This is a genomic window from Fusibacter sp. QWL-12, from assembly GCF_058683495.1.
The window spans coordinates 2,430,350-2,449,162 of record NZ_CM178745.1 but is presented as its reverse complement, the minus strand read 5'-3'; the positions used below and the strand labels follow the sequence as shown (position 1 = coordinate 2,449,162).

Genomic DNA, 18,813 nt, shown 5'->3' with positions numbered 1-18,813 from the left:
AAAATAAATGAGAAGGGTATTCAATTATTAAATGATTTCACCACACTCAAAAACACTTTAATCACATTAGGAAGGAGAATATTTATGGCATTTTTAAGATGGTTAGGCGGATTTGTAGTATTTTTTTGGTTACTTGGACTCTTGTTTAAAATCGGTGGTGGATTGATTCATATTTTACTTGTAGTTGCTGCGATTGTATTTATTGTCGATTTTATTTCCGGTAAAGCAAGATAATTAATTCTATACTTAGAATCAAAAAACCAGCTGATTAGCTGGTTTTTTTCATTATTAAGCCACAATCTCGCTTGTGGCAAAATCTGAAGGCTCGACGCCTGAAGATTTTTATTTAGGTGTTACTATTTTATATTGATCTCTCAAAGCTTCAATGTCTAACTTTGAAGCCGCTTCTAAATCAATAATGGCAGTTACGCTTGGATGCAATTGTAAAACCGATGCAGGTAGCTCTGGTGTAATGTTACCACTCAACATTTTTTGAATTGCGTCACCCTTTTCTTTACCAGATGCAAGTAGAATGATATTTCTAGACTGCATAATGGTTTTTACACCCATGCTAAGTGCAAGTGTTGGCACTTCAGATATGTTGCTAAAAAATCTCGAGTTATCTTGGATCGTTTGTTCATCTAGTTTAACAACGTGCGTTCTCGCTTCAAATTTCAAATCCGGTTCATTGAATCCAATATGCCCATTTCGTCCAATACCTAGTACCTGTAAGTCTATGCCACCTGCTTTAGCGATGCCGCGATCATAATTATGTGCTTCATCCTCTAAATTTTGAGCAGTGCCACTAGGAATAAATTGTCGATCGCTTGGTAAATCCACTGCATTAAATAAATTATCTTGCATAAATTGCCAATAGCTTTGCGGATGCTCTTTCTCAATCCCAACATATTCGTCTAGATTAAACGCTGTGGCATATTTAAATGTAATCATACCTTCGTTATAAAAACGAATGAGCTCTTTATACATCCCCACAGGTGTCGATCCAGTAGCCAAACCCAATACGCTATCAGGCTTATTTAACAGCTGCGCCACAAACAGGTGTGCTGCCTTTCTGCTCATCTCTTCATAGTTTTTTACAATAATAATGTTCATTATTTGCCTCCAAAATGACAGATGCCCTTAACATAGACACTGTTTATATTATTTGACTCATCAAGTAATACAATATTCGCTAATTTACCTTCTTCAAGTGTTCCCATACTATTTTCAAGCTTTAAAAGCTTTGCAGGATTAATCGTCAGCATATCAATTATATTTTCAAGTGGTAAATCTGAAAAACCAACCATATTTTTTAAAGCCTGTCCGGTTGTAAGGACGCTACCGGCTAAGGTACCATCTTCAAGCCTACAGCTATTGTCTTTAACAAATACCTTTTGACCACCCAAATCATACTCTCCCTCAGGCATCAATGCTGCTCTCATAGCATCTGTAATCAGTATGGTCTGATCGATTCCCTTTTGCTTGATAAAAGCGCCTATAAAACCTGGATGTACGTGAATGCCATCTGAAATAATATCCATAGTAAAAGGTTTGGTTAAGATGGCGCCGACAATACCTGGTTTTCTGTGGTGTAACCCAGTCATCGCATTGAAACAATGTGTCACATGACGCACACCCTCGTCGTAAGCATTTAATGCCATCTCAAAATCACCACCAGAGTGACCAATAGATAACACGATATCTGTATCTCTTAAAGCCTTTGCAAACTCAAAGTTTGGGTCCATTTCAGGTGCATACGTAATCATTTTTACAATATCCATATTAGGCAGTATCCAACTATCAGTCGGTTTTTGTATATGTGACTCAGATTGAGCGCCTTTGAAGATTGGATTGATAAATGGGCCTTCTAAATGGACACCTACTATCTGAGCACCTGCAGCCTCAGCATTATTATATTTTTCAGACTGTAGCTTCATAAAATCACGAGTTGTCTGCAGTGCCGTATCGATTCTTTCTTGCGACATGGTCATCGTCGTCGCTAAAAAAGCGGTTGTCCCTGTGGTAACGACCCCCTCTGCAATTTTTTGGATACTTTCTAGATCACCATCCATTACATCGCAGCCACAGGCGCCATGTATGTGAATGTCAATAAATCCCGGGATTACTTTTTTACCTTTACCATCAATTACTTCTATCTGCTGTGTTTCTTTGATTGCATCAAACTCTGATTTCGAAATAATTCTTTCAATATTATCTTCAAAAATAATAACTCGATCTTTTACAAAAGCTTGATGCTCATAAATTATTGCATTGATAATCGCTTTCACATAAACCTCCAATTACCACTTTACTTTAACGACTATTTTCATTACTGGTATTGAAGCGCTAACAGCCACACTAGGTTGATGCCCCTCATTCGGAAAGAAAATAGCGAAACGACCTTGCTCGACCTTGATGTCTTGACCCGATCCAGTATAAAAGGCAATGTCCTTTTCAGCATCATAGTCTGTTTCAACTGTAAGTTCAGGCTCAATTTGAAATCCCATGATTTCTTCTCCTTGAACCATCCATTGTATATCCAAATACTTATGATGGGTCTCAAATTTTACATCCTTTGCCAACTTCGTATCATAGGCTTGAACCATATAAAACACATCATTTTCTTTAATTGCATATTTTCCTGCTACTCTTTGATTCAATTCTCCATTTATAATAGCCTCTATTGCTATGTCCAAATTAGAGTGAATGCCTTTATATTTGCTTATCGCATCAATATGATCTAATATCATGGTTCACCTCAATATAATTTATTAGTAACAGCCTCTGAGGCTGCTTCTTTTTTCTGTTTAGCCCGTTCTAAATCTAGAAGACTGTATCCTGTACAGATGACATCCACCATAAAAAGTTGTGAAATTTTTCCCTCCATTGAACCTCCGTCTAACGGATTTTCTTTGCCTGAAGTTTGTAAGACAAAATCCGCAACTTCAGTTAAGGGCGAACGCTTGTAGCTGGTTATTGCTATCACCTTAGCACCCTTATCCTTGGCAAGCCTTGAGGCATCAACGATATCTTTCGTACTTCCAGAGATACTAATTGCAATTACTAAGCTGTTTGATGTCATATTTGAAGCACGCATTAATTGAAAATGTGCATCAGAATAAACGCCTGTTTGTTTGCCAACACGCATTAGTTTGCTTTGTAAATCATATGCAGTTGTACTTGAGTGGCCAACACCAAAGATCGTAATGTCATCGGTGTGATTAATTGCATTTAAAACATGAGATAACACTTGATCGTCTAATAAATTCATCGTGTCCTCAAGTGCCGTCTGAGTATTCTTTAGCAATCTTGATGAAAAATGGGCGTCGTTTGATAGTTCCTTTTCAAATGACTGTTCCTGTGCAATCGCCAGTTTAAAATCTTGATAACCATTATAGCCAATTTTTCTACAAAACCTTAAGATCGTAGCATCACCAACACCACACTTTTCAGATAGCTCAGTTAAAGAAAGATATAGGACACTTTCCATTTGCTCTTTGATGAAGTCATAAATTTTAACTTCCGACTTTGTAAACTCTCGAGATGCCTGCATCATTAAGAGTGACGGTTTTTCAATCACAGCAACCTCCATCGATTGTACCTTATAACATCATGATAAGATATGCGTCGTGCCCTGTCAACGAAAATTGGAGTAAATTTTCAAATTGTTTATTATTTAGAAAATTTACTCCAATTCCTATATCGGTTTAGGTTTTACAGCAAGGCTATTAGAGAATAAAAATCTTCAGGCATCGAGCCTTCAGATATTACCACAAGCGAGATTGTGGCTAAATAAAAAAATCACTCTCCCAATTGAAGAGTGATTTAAATACTAAATCGTAAATTTTGAAACCATATCTCGCAAGCGAATAGACGCATCATCTATTGAAACCGCTTGACTTGATACTGATTTTGATTGCTCTGAAATAATTTCATTCTTTTCTGCAATGGTCATGGTACCACGAGCAGATTCGCTACTAGCTACACTGATCTCATAGATGGCTTTTGAAATCGTCTCTACCGATGCTAATAACTGTTGTGCAGTTGCAGACAAATCTGAAGAGATATCATTAAAAACTCTTGCATCCTCTTCATATTGTGTACTTGTATCTACTAACACATCATAATCACCAATAACTTTTGACTCAACAAATGAAACAATTTGCTTTGAATTGTCTGCCAAATCATCGACGATTTCTAAAATTTGCTCCGCTACCAATTGAATCTGTGTAACCGACTCTTTTGATTGCTCAGCCAGTTTTCTAATTTCATCAGCTACAACCGCAAAGCCTCTTCCAGCTTCACCTGCTCTTGCTGCTTCGATCGCTGCATTTAAAGCCAGCAAATTTGTCTGTTCAGATATTTGTAATATAACATTTGAAAGAACGTTAATTTTCTCTACTTCCTTGGTTTTTTCGAGTGCACTTTCTAGATGCGTCTTAGAAGCTTCATACGTTTCAATCGCGGTATTTTTTGATTTCAAAGCGGTTTCATGCAATGCTTTTGCTCTGTTATTAATTTGAGTGGATGTTACTGCACCTTCCTGTGCTTTGTCTGCGACACTGTTAACTGCATTCTCAATTTCTTTAGTCGTTGCACTAATTTCTTCACTTGAAGCAGCAGATTCCTCCATACTAGCAGATAGCTCTTCTGTCGCTGCAGAAACATCTTGAATGTTATCATTGAGCTCAATGACATTTCTATTCACTTCTTCAACGGATTCGCCCATTATATTAGCTTCTGACACAACGCCCTTAATAATATCATGTAAGTTTTCTAAAAACTGATTAACAGAAATGGTCATTTTACCAAGTTCGTCTTTTGATTTTACGTCAAATCGCTGAGTTAAATCACCACCACTGGTAGCCAGCTGAGTTAGGTTTTTATTAAGTTGATTCACCGGTTTTAAAACCATCAATGAGATGATAATTCCAAATAAAATGGATAAAACGGTTCCGACTACGACCGCAATAAGTGAAGTCGTTCTAACTTGAAGACTCAATTGGTTCACATCGACAACCGCTTGATCTGCATAACCACTATTTAAATTCACAAGTTTAACCAATAGTTCTTCAGCTTCTTTAAATGACTTAGCATTCGTTGTGAGTCCTTGTTTCACCATTTGGTTATAGGCAAGCTGAGTAACCTTCGTTCTATAGTTGTTTTCTTTATTTAAAAATTCTTGGTGATCTCCTAACCATTTTTGCCATTTAGGAATAAATTCATCCCAGATCACTTGTTCATCTTCCGTCATAGGAAGTGCTTCAAATATAGTTAGGTTAGCTTGTGCCTTTTTTATGTCAAGACTCATGTTATTTAGCGTTTCTGTTCTTTGATCGCGACTTAAGTCTTGTACCAAAAGCACATTCTCAGCACCATCAATTGACGACTGTGCTTCACTTACGTTTAATAGCGCTTTTACACTTGGTAGTCTATTTGCACCAATCTCATGCGTACTTTCTTCAAGCTTTAAAATACCCAATATAGATATTAGACCTACAAATACAGTAATAATAGCAACGAGTCCAAATCCCCCAATGATTTTCATTTTCAAATTTAAATTTTTCAGCATAAAGCCTCCTCCCCAAATGGTATACATAAGTTAGTCACCAAAATGAATTATATATAGTGTCTATACAGATGACAACCCTTTTTATGTATTTTTATAATTAATTTATATATACTGAAAGTAATTCTCAAATTAAAACCTTTTATTGCTATTCATAGTCTTCAAAAACTACTTAATCAATAAAAATCTTCAAGCATCGAGCCATCAGATTTTACCACAAGCGAGATTGTGGCTAAATCAAAAAATCCGATAAGTCATACTTATCGGATTTGATGATGAATCATTTAAACTTATAGTAAACTAGGTAGCTCCGATTTTGGTATAAATATACCCTTTCGAACCTGCTCATCTACATTTATATTTTAAACTTAGAAATCATTTCTTGTAATCCTTGAGCCATTTTAGCTAGATCTTCACTTGCACTTGCAATTTCTATAGAAGAAGCGGTTTGTTCTTCAACTGACGCCGAAGCCTCTTCTGTAGATGCAGCATTTTCCTCAGCTAAGGACGACAAGGATAAAATACGATCAGAAACTTGAGTTTTTAAGCCTTCCATTCTTTCACTTGAATCGCCAACTGAAAGAACGATTTCTTCAGAATTGATCACTGCTGAAGTAATTTCCTCAAAAGTTCTTTTAACGACGTCAATGTTGTTTGCTTGTTCTTTGACGAGTTCTTCAGACTCTTGCATACGATTAACTGCTGTTTTCGCATCAACATTTAAGCTAGAAAGCATTTGGTCAATCGTAGCGGTTGTGGAACGAGATTGCTCAGCTAATTTTCTTATCTCTTCTGCGACTACTGCAAATCCTCTTCCATGCTCACCAGCTCTTGCAGCTTCTATAGAAGCATTTAAAGCCAGCAAATTCGTTTGCTCAGAAATTGAAGTAATCATTTGACTCGCATCTGAAATCTTGGCAGTGCTTTCATTGGTTCTTATGATACTGTTAAAGGCTACTTCTGAAGCTTCGTTATTTTTCGCAGCTTGTTGACTCAGTTGACTGATAACAGATAAACCATCATCGATCATGGCTCTAATTTCTTGTGTGTTCACCGCCATACGTTCAACTTGCTGCATATTGGTTCTAATCTCATCGCTCAGTGATTTTAATTGCCCTGCAGCTTCAGAAGTGTATTCTGCTTGACTACCTGCACTTTGAGCGATATCATTAATGGTTTCAGCGACTTCACTTGAAGCGGTTGCAGACTGATTTGAGGTTGCTGTAAGCTCTTCTGATGTAGCAGATACTTGTTCAGCAGTGTCCGAAACATTAACCAAAAGTGTCCTGACGTTCTCGGACATCTCAAAAAGTGAGGTGGTCATAAAACCAATTTCATCCTTGCGATGTGCCAATCTAACGAGCATAGGATCTTCAATTTTTGTGAAATCAAGTGCAGCCTGTTTATTGACAATATTGGTCATCCTAACAATCGGTTTTGCAATAGATAACCCCAGTCCCCATGATACGGCAACAGCTAATAAAATGATTATAAATGAAGTCGAAAGCAACGTTTTCACTAGCTTACCCGATCCAGCAAAAACCTCTTCCTCAGTAGCTGTGTTAACCAAATACCAGTTAGTCCCTTCAATAGGCTCAAATGCATACAGTAATGGAACCCCTTTATAGGTGTATTGACTGATACCTCTTTTTTCATCTAATACCTTTTGAAATACCTTCGCCACAGGTACAAAGCTTTCATCTGTTTTAGACGCCTCAATTGGTTTAAATTGCTGCATGACCAAATCTCTATTAGGATGTGCTACTGTAACACCATCCGAATTGATGATATAGGCATAGCCTTCTTCACCATAGCCCATTTCATCTGTAATTTCGAATAGTGCATTGCCATCTCTTCGTGCGATAAGCGCACCAACAACTTTTCCATTATTCGTTATTGGGACTGCGTACATTAGAACCGCTGAGTTCGTCTTTTTACTGATCAGAACATCTGAAACGTTTGCCTCACCAGCTAGTGCTTTCTGTACATAAGTTCGATCCGATAAATCTAACTTATCGCCCTCGAGAATATAGTGCGCCTCTCCCTTTAGAGAGACAACTGCAAAATCTAAGTAACCCAAGCGTTCAATTTCTGTTTTTAATGAACTCTGTTGTGTTGCCCAATCCATAGATTGCGTTCTAGACCGATTCGCAATCTCCTGTAGGATCAGCAATCGATTAGAAATTGCGTCTGTAATTTTTTCAGCTCCTAAACTTGTCATTTCAGATAGAGCTCGATTTGCTTCACTTTGAACTGCATTTCGGCTCATAAAAATTGATATCCCTCCAGATATCATTGTTATAAGCACAGCAAACAAAGCGATAAACAATGTGATGTTTCTCGTTAATCCCTTTTTCATAACCGTCTCCAATTTCAAATTTGACACCTTAACAGACTATGTCTTCAGAGGACTTTCTCCACCAGAACGTTTCGCACTTTTTAAGTGCCAATTTGATAGCAATCTTCCAGAATTGCCTATATGTAAATGTCTACTTAATTATTATAATAAGTTAACCGTTAACTGTCTATACGAATAGATTAACTCTGTCATAATAATTACTTCAATTCTGTCTCACATAAAAAAAGCGTTCATCTAACACTTCTATCAGGAAAGATGAACGCAATATATAAACGATCCTAAAGTAAAACTGAGATATTTCTTGAGAGTAGTGGATAACTGGAAGTAAGAGAGCAATTGTTGAGTTTCATTTGAACGCTTGAAGGAAGTTGGTCATAAGGCTTTCCAGATAATATCAACTGACTCTCAGAAATATCAAAGCTTTCAATAATAGTACCTGAATCTATAAAGGGTTTGTTGACAGGACATGACTCTGTGCATAAATTGCAGCCCAAAATTGCATTGTGCCATTCCTTTGCGACCCATATTGGAAATTCTCCAGGATACTCGTTAAAATAAGTAATACATTTTTCCGCATCTAAAGTAAAGCGTGGTTCAGATAGAGCATTCGTAGGACATGATTGAATACATTTATTACAGGATGTACACGCCGTCATTAACTGAGCTTCCTGCCATTCGTCTTCTTCTAGGGCAAGATTGATTGAAAATGTGATTAAATACTGAAAGCTACCAAAGTCATCTGAATAGGTCACATTATTTCTACCATATTTTGCAAGGCCACTTCTGACAGCGATGAGCTTATGCGGTAAGCTTGCATATCTAAACTCAATTCCATAGTTTTTTTCGAATGATTGAAAAATTGATTTAATCGTGTCGATTTGATTTTTAGTATGATAAGTTGCTGGTAACTTAAGCGGTTGAGTCCTTTCGGATAAATTAAACTCGATATAATCTGTTTGATCTGGTGCTGCTATTATTAGAAGTGATTTTGCATTAGGTTGATTCTCTTCAATATTAAAGTCAAAACCTGATAACGCTTTATCATAAAAATCATGAGAAATCAGTCCAATACTCTTCTGTTCCATGATTTCAGTTTCAATTTCATGCACCCTTGCAAGATAAACGCTTCTCATCTCATAGCCAACCGCTTGAAGTGCTTTTTTTAGCTGTGCTTTAATAAAAATCTCATAGATCATGCCTTTATCAAGTAAACTTTGTTCAAATGACTGCGTTATCATGTTTCCCCCATTCATAAATTTGATGTCTAAAATATACTGTTTTTATAAATACTCCATGCTTATAACTAGTAAGTCGTTCAATTGCGTTTAGTAACTTTCTTTCTTTATTTTGAAGGTTACAATTAAAATGTACCATCTCATAACGTTACTGTCAATAATTATTTTGAGAGTTACATTTATGTGATATAATACTCCTATAGTATTATGACCGGAGGCAATATGAGAAATCTTGCTATGGATTTTGTTAACACAAAATGGTATGTCCATCATGAACGAATGAGCGAATTATTTGAAGATCAAGACTGGTTTAAACAGTGGCTTGCCAAATATGGACATTCACTTGATGACACTTTTTTTCAAACACCTAACCTATTATCTACACTAAGAGAATTAAGAGTTTTTTTAAGCAACTGCTTTGACCAATTAAACTCAAAAAACAGGTTAAACGAAGCCACACTAAATCAACTCAATGCCTACTCAAATGCATATGATGTGACTTATAATTTACTCACAATAGACAATTCTTATAGCCTAACACAAGTTGTAAAGCCTTTAACGCTTGAAACTTTTAGCGGATTACTTTCAAATAGCTTTATACGCTTTGTAGTAGAATCTGATCTTTCGAGATTTAGAATCTGTGATAACGATGAATGCAAATGGTTATTTGTGGATTCTACTAAATCTAAAACTAAAAAATGGTGTTGTAATACATGCGCCAGCTTGGTTAAAGTCAGAAAGCATAGAGCAAAAAACTCATAATAGGATAAAAAATAAGAGGATAATCTTTTTTAGGATCATCCTCTTTTTTTGTTTTAACTCTGTTTATCTTTTTCAAAAACTAATATATCACCTGGTTGGCATTCTAAGACTTCACAAATCTTTTCTAGAGTAGAAAATCGAATGGCTTTTGCTTTCCCCGTCTTTAGAATGGAGAGATTAGCCATGGTTATACCTACTTTTTCTGACAGTTCTGTTACGCTCATTTTTCTTTTTGCCAGCACAACATCCAAATTAACTACAATTCCCATAACCCCTCCTAAACTGTCAAATCATTTTCAGCTTTATACTGAATTGCTTCATGTAGTAAAGTGCTGAGAAGTTTTGCAAAAAAAGCAATTGCAGTTGCAGTTAAAGAAATTGCCATAAGAGCAATCAGTATGCCTGGATGAAGCGCACCATTGAACAAAAGAACAACGCCAAGGATGATATAGCTAATAGCAATAATTGCACCACACCACCCAATTTTACCAAGTCGTGATACAGATGCAATACTAAACGCTTGACCGCTATAGATAATATCTAGTAAAAAGTAAGATTGAAGAAGTGCATAATAATAAGGCACTGAAGTCGCAAGCGTCCATATTAATACCGGTTTTTCAAGATATCCGAACTCCGGAAAGGATAAAGCAGAGTTTCTAGCAATATTAGGTAACCAAAAAAAACTTAATACGACTACTACGCCACCAATGATGTATAAAAATCCCTTTAATAACCAAAATGTCAATTTATTCATTATACTCACCTCTCTTTTTCTACCTTAACATCTCAAATTCAACAGAACAAGCATTTTTTCGTCTTTCATTAAAAACAAATTGATTTACAATATATTTTTATTGTTTATCGATAAAAACTCTGTTATATTATTCATATATGGAGGTTATTATGTTTGATATTTTAATCGTTGGTGCTGGTCCTTCTGGTAGTAATCTTGCGAGATTGCTTGCTAAAAATTCACCTGCTTATCGCGTCGGTATTATTGAAAAAAGATCACTTAACCAAACTTTAGAAACAACCAATAGAATAAAGTCCTGTGGTGGTCTTATTTCTGAAGCAGCACAGATTGAACTTGCAATTCAAGGGCTGACACTCCCCTCCTCAATTTATGTGTCACCTCAATTTTTTAAAGTCCATATTATTGATATGGACAATCACTTGGAAAATGACTATCCGAGACATTATTTAAATATTGATAGAAATGCTTTCGATCGATATCTGTATCAATTAGTCCCCGATACGGTTGAGAAGATGGATGAGACCCTAGTAACAGAGATCATACAAATACCAAACGGTTATCGCGTACAGGTCGTTTCACCTTCAGGTATAAAAGTGTATGAAACTAAAAATTTGATAGCCGCTGACGGTGCAAACTCCTTTACACGTCGCCAGTTGATAAAGACTTACTCTGGAGCAGATTATTTCTCCATTCAGGCAACATTTGAATCTAAACAGTATTTTTCACATTATATTGGCGTTTTTGATCAGTCTATAACTGACTATTATGGCTGGGCGATTCAAAAAGACAACCACATTCAAATTGGTTGTGCTTTTCCAAAATGTGAAAAAGCAGCACATCTTAAGTTTCAACTCTTAGTCAACAAGCTTTCTGCTTATGAGGGGATCAATACAAGTCAGATGCTAAATTTAGAAGGCGCACACATAGAGCGATTTAATGCCTTCGAATTTGCTCCAGTTAAATTAAAGGGATTTTATCTAATGGGCGAGGCCGCAGGGGCAATCAGTCCTTCTTCAGCCGAAGGCATCAGCTTTGCATTAAAAACCTCGAGACAATTAGCCGCTGCTTTTCAGTTGAACCAAACTAATGCCATAAGAAAGCAATATCTACGACTAATTGAACCTACAAAGTTCAGTTTAGTGGCCAAAAGACTTAAATTACCCGCTATGTTTGTACCCTCGATTCGTAAATACGTTATAAAAAGTGGACTTACTTCTTTACCTAAACCCAGCACATTCAGCAATTATCAAAAAAAGAGACACAAACTGATTTAATGACCCTTGTAAAGCATTCGATCATAATAATGTACAAAACCCATTTTTTCATAAAGCTTCTTCGCTCTTTGATTTGGTCGATCAACATGTAAGGAGAGCTTACCATTTGTTTTGTCTATTGCTGCATTAATGAGTTCAGTGGCAACGCCTCTTCCAGCATTGCCCTTTTTTACACCAATGTACGCTAAATGATAAGTTGGAATAAATGCTTCAAAACCCAAATTAACGATGATGCAAATACCATGAACTTCTCCTTTTCTTGAAGCCTTCAAAACAAATCCCTTTTCTAGAGCATTCATGATAGCATCCTTTGTTTCTTCGATACTGTCATTATAGGGCTCAAGAAATCGCCTCGTCATTTCAACAAATGCTTCGATTTCAGACGCTGGGATCGTATCAATTGCATTGACATCAATATCGCTTTTCCCATTGTTTAAAATAATAACATGTGGTCCTGCCAAGGCTTCATCTGATAAGGTTTTAATCGCCTCGAAAAAATAGGCAATTGCATGTGCTTCATCAACACTAATATTAACGTGTTCCAAATTTCTTATCAGCTTACTCGCACGTGCACATTGTTCTTTCGTCATTATTTTCGTTGTTAATCCAGAGATCTCATCTTCTATTTCAAAATGAACCGTGATTTTATCTGACTCACCACAGAAAAACTTTGGAAGCACTTCAAGTTCACCATCTACCCAACCTCTTACTGCTTCATGATAGAGTGCACGTAATGTCGCACCAGTGGATTTTTGCGTCCAAACCGTCTTAGGTGCTTCAATTTTATTCATCACTTCTCTCATAATCTTCTGAAGTGCAAGCTCTCTAATAAATGGTTTTCTTTCCCATTCAGTCAAGTAAAACAAATGGTTTTCCTTTGCGTATTGCTCATACTTGTCTTCTAATCCTTTTGATTTAGTATGCTTTATTACAACACCTTTAAGATTTGGCTGCAGAGAAATAAGTGATTTTGTGATTTTGTCTTGAGGTAAAAAAACAGTCATCTCCTTTAAACTTGAAAAATAGATTAACGACTCCAAATATCGTTTACTGCCATTGATAAAGATACGATCATATCCTTTTGATAATGCTAATTTTATCAAAGCCTCTGCAATCCTATCGTTTTTATGCCCTGTTGGGTTACTCCCCTCAAGTTTTAAATAAATGTTCGGCACATTTAAATATTTCTCAAGTTGTTTTGCCCTTAATAATGGGGTTTGTCCGCTGAGTTGCATATTGCCTCCTTTATATACCTTTTACCACCTAATGATGGTACACCTACCTTTTAAGTCTAACAAACTTTTCACGAAGAAACAAATCCATATAAATTTGTTTTTACACTCGAGACCATAGTCCTATGCTATAATAGAAGGGTCTGACGACAAAAGAAAACTTATAGGGGTAATTATGAAATTGTATCCAAGAAGGCGCGTGTTTAACGCAAGAGATAAACTCTATTTATACTACCTTTTGATTTCTCATTTCGTTTTGGTACTGTTTTCACTCATCTTTTTCTTACAAAAATTTTATCTTGCTTCTTTTTTTGAAGGTATCATGCTCATTCCATTTGGTATTTCTGTTTACTTATTTTTACTGAATCAAATGGATTACTCTAAATGGATCGCTGTAACAAGTTCGTTAGTTATCGTAATGATACAAACCAATATATTATTCACACCATCTAGTGGCTTTCACTATATGCTCATTCCACTATTGGTCATTTCTTTCTTATTCAACGATCTCAATCAAGTTAAAAATCGACTTTTTGGAATCATTTTTTCTGTTATGATTTGTACTGGGTATTTTATTTCATCCTCGTATCAATTCTATGGACCAATTATAACTGTCGACTTTGATATCAATCATTTATTTAGAGTTGTTAGCACGCTTGTCTCTTTTATAGCGTTGATCTTTATGCTTTATATGTATTCTTTGCAATTGGCTAGAACTGAGGCAAATCTTTCCTATCTTGCGGATCATGATGCACTTACAAAAATCTATAACCGAGGCTACTTTGCAACTATTGGCCAGTCGTTTTTTCTGGTACACAAAGAAAAAGAATTGCCATTATCGGCTATAATATTTGATATCGACAATTTCAAATCTATAAATGATAGTTATGGTCATCATATTGGAGATGTGGTTTTAAAAGACCTGGCAAACACCGTTAATACACTCATACATTCAAAATTTATTTTTGCACGATATGGTGGCGAGGAGTTTGCAATATTGCTTGAGAATACCCATTTGGAAAACTCGCTTAAACTAGCTGAAAGCATTCGAAGTACTTTAGAAAATTTATGTGTTCCTCACCAAAATAACTGCATTAATTTTACAGTAAGTCTTGGTGTAGCAACTTTAACGGATAAGCATCAATCCTTTGAAGATGTTATGAAGGATGCTGACAAAGCGCTCTACATCTCAAAGTATCGCGGTAAAAATCAAACAAATACCATATAAAAAGAGGCTTGCAGATTGCAAGCCTCTTTTTATTTATTCTCTTTTCTTTTTATCTATTTCTTTAAAAAGCCTCTTTTTTGCAAGAAAGATAACATATGCTCTCTTTTTTCACTTGCAAACTTTTTACTGATACTATGAGACCAAGTATCGTTAATCTTACCTCGAGTTCTTTTGACGTAATAGTCACTAATACGCTGATCATATGCCTGAAGTGTTTGATCATCCAGTTTTTGATACTTATCAACACTGTAAATGAGTTCTTCAGGGAGCCGCTCTTTGACCAACGGATCTTGAGCAGGATACCCTAGACAGATACCAAAGATTGGATACACTTCTTCCGGCAGTTCGAGGAGATCAGAGACTTCCTGTGCGTTGTTGCGTATACCACCTATAAATACACCACCTAATCCGAGAGACTCAGCTGCTAGCATGGCATTTTGACCGGCTAAAGCTGCGTCGACCGTAGCGATAATGAAGGTTTCCGTCCATCCCGACTCGTAAGTCGTTAGGCCATTATCACCAATTTTGTTCGCCTCGTTATCGCACACAATTTTGGTTCGATGAACATCACCACAAAACACTAAAAACAACGGAGCAGTTTCGACGTACTCTTGATCACCGCATAGGAATTTAAGTTTTGATCTAAGCTCAGGCTTGCGAACATCAATGATACTATACGCTTGTAAGAAACTCGATGTCGCTGCAGACTGAGCGGCTTTGATAATCTGCTTTACGGATTCTTCTGAAACCGCTTGTTCCGTAAATTTACGGATCGAACGGTGTGAAAACATCAACTCAAGGGTTTGATTCACGTTAATTCACCTCTCTAAAAACCTTGGAACAGAGATAACAACACACCTGCTGATACGGCTGATCCAATTACACCAGCAACGTTCGGACCCATGGCATGCATGAGTAGGAAGTTCCCTGGATTTTCCTTTTGTCCGACAACTTGTGAAACACGCGCTGCCATTGGTACTGCTGATACACCTGCTGAACCGATCAGTGGATTAACCGGATCTTTTGTGACCTTATTCATGACTTTTGCTAAGATAACGCCAGCTGCTGTACCAAATGCAAACGCAATGACACCTAAACACATTATAGCAATTGTCTTAACATTTAGGAAGGCTTCTGCTGAAGCAGTTGCACCTACCGTTACACCGAGGAAGATCGTTACGATATTCATCATTGCATTTTGCGCTGTATCACTTAAACGCGTTACTGCACCCGACTCCTTAAAGAGGTTACCCAGCATCAACATCCCCACGAGTGCTGCTGCAGGTGGTACGATTAATGATACGATCAGTGTTGTCATAATTGGGAAGATGATTTTCTCAAGTTTTGAAACAGGTCTTAACTGCTTCATAACGATTTTTCTCTCTTCCTTTGTTGTCAATGCCTTCATAATTGGCGGCTGAATAACAGGTACCAGTGCCATGTATGAATACGCCGCTACCGCGATTGATCCTAGTAAATGTGGTGCTAATTTCGATGATAAGAAGATCGCTGTTGGACCATCTGCACCACCTATGATACCGATAGATGCTGCTTCAGTTGGTGTAAACAGACCTGATGCGATTGCACCTAAGAATGTAATGAAGATACCAAACTGTGCTGCTGCACCTAATAAAAGTGACTTTGGATTTGCAATCAATGGACCAAAGTCTGTCATCGCGCCAACCCCTAAGAAGATAAGTGGTGGGAAGATGCCCAAGTGGTCCCCTTGATATAGATAGTATAATAGACCGCCAATCTCAGCGACGTGACCATCTGCACCCATTACAGGTTCAGCCATTAGGCCAGCCAGTGGTAAGTTCGTTAGGAACATACCAAATGAGATTGGGATTAACAATAACGGTTCAAAACCCTTCTTAATCGCTAGGAACATCAGAATAAACGCGACGAGGATCATGATGCCGTTTCCAACTGTCATCTGAGCGATACCAGTCGACAAGTAAAAATCCTTAATTGTTTGTAGCATCTTGTATCTCCTTTCGATTTTAGTCTGTGATCGATTAACCGATTACAACTAAAACGTCTCCTGAATTTACTGATGCACCTTTTGATACTGTGATTGATTTAACTGTACCTGCTACTGGTGCCATGATTTCATTTTCCATTTTCATCGCTTCAAGGATGAGTAAAACCGCACCACTCGCTACTGTATCGCCAACGTTCACTTTAATATCAAGGATAGTTCCAGGCATTGGAGATGCCACTACTTCGCCATCGCCTGCCACTGGAGCTGGTGCTGGTGCAGCTTTAGGCGCTGCTGCAGGTGCTGGTGCTGCTTTTGGTGCAGATGCTACTGGTGCTGCTGCTCTGCTAACTGGTGCAGATGCTACGCCACCTAATTCTTCTACTTCAACTTCATATGATTTGCCGTTTACTGTTATATTAAACTTCTTCATGTTATCCTCCGCTATACTCGTGAATTCATTAAATCGCTTCTACCCGCTTGTCCCCAAGATGGTGTTGTATCTGAAATACGCTTTATATTTGTTACGATAATATTATTGACAGAAGTATTTAGACTAGCTGCTACTGCTGCAGATATTACTGCAATTAACTCACTATCGTCTGTTACTTCAATTTTTGCCACTGGCTCTGACTTAACAACATTTGGAACTGCTGCTTTCACTTTTTTAACCTCAGAACCTTTTTCAATTCCTTGGATCGCTTTTGACATAAGCGCTGTCAAACCCCAAATCAAGATTAAGGCGATGAAGGTGATGCCCATACCTAAGAGAATGACTTGCCCAGTAGCAGCAAGCTTATCACCCAATGACATTTGCGCAAAGGAGTCAGCATGCTTAAATTGTTCTAATGCACTCATCTAATTACCTCTCTTATAATGGAATATTACCATGTTTTTTTGTTGGTCGCGTTTCTCTTTTAGAAGCCAACATATCAAACGCATCAATTAATCTTGAACGCGTAAATGCAGGTTCAATAACATCGTCAACAAAACCACGTTCTGCTGCTTTATATGGTGTAGCGAATTCATCGGTATATTCTTGGATGACTCTTGCTCTAGTAGCTGCTTTATCTTCAGCTTTGTCAATTTCACCTCTGAAGATGATGTTTGCAGCACCTTGAGGCCCCATAACAGCGATTTCTGCTGTTGGCCAAGCGAGAACTAAATCTGCGCCTAAGTCTTTAGAACACATAGCAAGATAAGATCCGCCATATGCTTTTCTAGTAATTAGTGTTAATTTAGGTACAGTTGCTTCACTGTATGCGTAAAGCATTTTCGCGCCGTGACGGATAATACCACCGTACTCTTGTGTCGTACCTGGCAAGAAGCCTGGAACATCAACAAGATTTAAAAGTGGAATGTTAAACGCATCACATGTTCTGATGAATCTTGCAGATTTATCAGATGCATTAACATCTAAACAACCTGCATTAACTTTAGGTTGATTTGCAATGATACCTACTGATTTGCCACCAATTCTTGCTAAACAAGTAATGATGTTTTTTGCAAAGTAAGGTTGGTATTCCATGTAATCGCCACCATCAACAATTGCACTAATAACATCAAACATATCATAAGGTTTGTTTGAGTTATCTGGGATAATTGTATTTAATGATTCATCCACTACGTTTAAATCTTCTTCAGTGAAGTACTCAGGTGCACTTTCAATGTTATTAGAAGGTAAGAAGCTAAGCAATCTTCTGATTTCTAAAATACACGCTTCATCGTTTTGAGCGATATAGTGTGCGACACCACTTACAGAGTTGTGTGTCATCGCGCCACCAAGTGCTTCAGCGGTTACTTCTTCACCTGTTACCGTTTTAATAACCTGTGGTCCAGTGATGAACATTTGCGAAGTTTGGTCTACCATGAAGATAAAATCCGTTAAAGCTGGTGAATACACCGCGCCTCCGGCACAAGGGCCCATTATGGCTGTAATTTGAGGAATAACGCCAGAGGCGATGGTGTTTTTGTAAAAAATCTTTCCGTAACCAGCAAGTGCATCAACCGCCTCTTGAATACGCGCACCACCTGAATCGTTTAATCCAACGATTGGGACACCCATTTTAAGTGCATTGTCCATTGCTTTACAAATTTTTGCTGCATGCATTTCACCAAGTGATCCGCCTACAACCGTAAAGTCTTGTGAATAGGCATAAACCAATCTACCATCAACTTTACCATAACCGATAACCACACCCTCAGCAGGTGCATCCACTTTTTCCATACCAAAATTGGTACATCTATGTTTAACAAATGCGTCTAATTCTACAAAAGAGCCTTCATCAAATAAGATATTGATTCTCTCTCTAGCTGTCAATTTGCCATTTTCATGTTGTTTTTGAATCCGTTTTTCGCCACCGCCAAGCGTAATCGCTGCACGGCGTTTTCTCAAGTCTTCAAGTTTGTTGATTGACAT

General features: G+C 37.3%; 19 protein-coding genes. 4 read left to right on the top strand and 15 right to left on the bottom strand.

Annotated features, from left to right (window positions below):
• The first annotated feature begins 84 nt into the window (after positions 1-84).
• The gene (locus AC4PID_RS11920) at positions 85-234 is read left to right on the top strand and encodes a lmo0937 family membrane protein (RefSeq protein ID WP_492132222.1); all 150 of its coding nucleotides are present in this window, start codon (positions 85-87) and stop codon (positions 232-234) included.
• 108 nt (positions 235-342) lie between these two features.
• Here the strand turns inward: AC4PID_RS11920 and nagB are convergent, their stop codons facing one another.
• From nagB to AC4PID_RS11885, 7 genes are all read right to left on the bottom strand, one after another.
• Positions 343-1,113 carry a glucosamine-6-phosphate deaminase gene (gene nagB / locus AC4PID_RS11915; protein ID WP_492132221.1) on the bottom strand — a complete coding sequence of 257 codons (771 nt, stop codon included), beginning with the start codon at positions 1,111-1,113 and terminating at the stop codon, positions 343-345.
• Positions 1,113-2,288 (bottom strand): N-acetylglucosamine-6-phosphate deacetylase, encoded by a 1,176-nt coding sequence (gene nagA / locus AC4PID_RS11910; protein ID WP_492132220.1) that lies wholly within the window; start codon positions 2,286-2,288, stop codon positions 1,113-1,115. The genes nagB and nagA overlap by 1 nt, the downstream gene beginning before the upstream one ends.
• 12 nt (positions 2,289-2,300) lie before the next feature.
• Positions 2,301-2,750, bottom strand: coding sequence for a NanQ anomerase/TabA/YiaL family protein (locus AC4PID_RS11905; protein WP_492132219.1), 450 nt, complete (start codon positions 2,748-2,750; stop codon positions 2,301-2,303).
• Between the two features lie 8 nt (positions 2,751-2,758).
• A complete protein-coding gene (locus AC4PID_RS11900) occupies positions 2,759-3,580 on the bottom strand; it encodes a MurR/RpiR family transcriptional regulator (RefSeq protein WP_492132218.1) in 822 nt (273 codons plus the stop codon).
• A 252-nt stretch (positions 3,581-3,832) separates the two neighbouring features.
• Positions 3,833-5,572 (bottom strand): methyl-accepting chemotaxis protein, encoded by a 1,740-nt coding sequence (locus AC4PID_RS11895; RefSeq protein ID WP_492132217.1) that lies wholly within the window; start codon positions 5,570-5,572, stop codon positions 3,833-3,835.
• A gap of 352 nt (positions 5,573-5,924) precedes the next feature.
• Positions 5,925-7,928, bottom strand: a complete 2,004-nt coding sequence (locus AC4PID_RS11890; RefSeq protein ID WP_492132216.1) for a methyl-accepting chemotaxis protein — start codon at positions 7,926-7,928, stop codon at positions 5,925-5,927.
• Positions 7,929-8,206: 278 nt separating this feature from the next.
• Positions 8,207-9,166 carry a 4Fe-4S double cluster binding domain-containing protein gene (locus AC4PID_RS11885; RefSeq protein ID WP_492132215.1) on the bottom strand — a complete coding sequence of 320 codons (960 nt, stop codon included), beginning with the start codon at positions 9,164-9,166 and terminating at the stop codon, positions 8,207-8,209.
• 219 nt (positions 9,167-9,385) lie between these two features.
• On the opposite strand from AC4PID_RS11885, the gene AC4PID_RS11880 reads away from it, so the two are divergent.
• A complete protein-coding gene (locus AC4PID_RS11880) occupies positions 9,386-9,925 on the top strand; it encodes a CGNR zinc finger domain-containing protein (RefSeq protein ID WP_492132214.1) in 540 nt (179 codons plus the stop codon).
• 53 nt (positions 9,926-9,978) lie between these two features.
• Here AC4PID_RS11880 and AC4PID_RS11875 read toward each other — a convergent pair whose 3' ends face one another.
• Together AC4PID_RS11875 and AC4PID_RS11870 are read right to left on the bottom strand one after the other, a co-directional pair.
• Entirely contained in the window at positions 9,979-10,194 is a 216-nt protein-coding gene (locus AC4PID_RS11875) for a helix-turn-helix domain-containing protein (RefSeq protein ID WP_492132213.1), read from the bottom strand.
• Between the two features lie 8 nt (positions 10,195-10,202).
• Positions 10,203-10,679, bottom strand: a complete 477-nt coding sequence (locus AC4PID_RS11870; protein ID WP_492132212.1) for a DUF2975 domain-containing protein — start codon at positions 10,677-10,679, stop codon at positions 10,203-10,205.
• A gap of 149 nt (positions 10,680-10,828) precedes the next feature.
• Here AC4PID_RS11870 and AC4PID_RS11865 point away from each other — a divergent pair, with 149 nt between their 5' ends.
• A complete protein-coding gene (locus tag AC4PID_RS11865) occupies positions 10,829-11,953 on the top strand; it encodes an FAD-dependent monooxygenase (protein ID WP_492132211.1) in 1,125 nt (374 codons plus the stop codon).
• Here AC4PID_RS11865 and AC4PID_RS11860 read toward each other — a convergent pair.
• Positions 11,950-13,188, bottom strand: coding sequence for a GNAT family N-acetyltransferase (locus AC4PID_RS11860; RefSeq protein WP_492132210.1), 1,239 nt, complete (start codon positions 13,186-13,188; stop codon positions 11,950-11,952). The two genes, AC4PID_RS11865 and AC4PID_RS11860, sit on opposite strands and share 4 nt — an antisense overlap.
• Positions 13,189-13,360: 172 nt before the next feature.
• On the opposite strand from AC4PID_RS11860, the gene AC4PID_RS11855 reads away from it, so the two are divergent.
• Positions 13,361-14,413: a GGDEF domain-containing protein gene (locus tag AC4PID_RS11855; RefSeq protein ID WP_492132209.1), complete on the top strand. Its 1,053-nt coding sequence runs from the start codon at positions 13,361-13,363 to the stop codon at positions 14,411-14,413.
• Between the two features lie 53 nt (positions 14,414-14,466).
• On the opposite strand, the gene nfsA is transcribed toward AC4PID_RS11855, so the two are convergent.
• The 5 genes from nfsA to mmdA are packed head-to-tail and all read right to left on the bottom strand — an operon-like array spanning position 14,467 to position 18,813.
• On the bottom strand, positions 14,467-15,225 hold the full coding sequence (nfsA, locus tag AC4PID_RS11850) for an oxygen-insensitive NADPH nitroreductase (protein ID WP_492132208.1): 759 nt from the start codon (positions 15,223-15,225) through the stop codon (positions 14,467-14,469).
• Positions 15,226-15,239: 14 nt separating this feature from the next.
• A complete protein-coding gene (locus tag AC4PID_RS11845; protein ID WP_492132207.1) occupies positions 15,240-16,397 on the bottom strand; it encodes a sodium ion-translocating decarboxylase subunit beta in 1,158 nt (385 codons plus the stop codon).
• Positions 16,398-16,431: 34 nt separating this feature from the next.
• Positions 16,432-16,827 carry a biotin/lipoyl-containing protein gene (locus AC4PID_RS11840; RefSeq protein ID WP_492132206.1) on the bottom strand — a complete coding sequence of 132 codons (396 nt, stop codon included), beginning with the start codon at positions 16,825-16,827 and terminating at the stop codon, positions 16,432-16,434.
• Positions 16,828-16,838: 11 nt separating this feature from the next.
• Positions 16,839-17,252 carry an OadG family protein gene (locus tag AC4PID_RS11835; protein ID WP_492132205.1) on the bottom strand — a complete coding sequence of 138 codons (414 nt, stop codon included), beginning with the start codon at positions 17,250-17,252 and terminating at the stop codon, positions 16,839-16,841.
• Positions 17,253-17,265: 13 nt separating this feature from the next.
• Positions 17,266-18,813 (bottom strand): methylmalonyl-CoA decarboxylase subunit alpha, encoded by a 1,548-nt coding sequence (gene mmdA, locus AC4PID_RS11830; RefSeq protein ID WP_492132204.1) that lies wholly within the window; start codon positions 18,811-18,813, stop codon positions 17,266-17,268.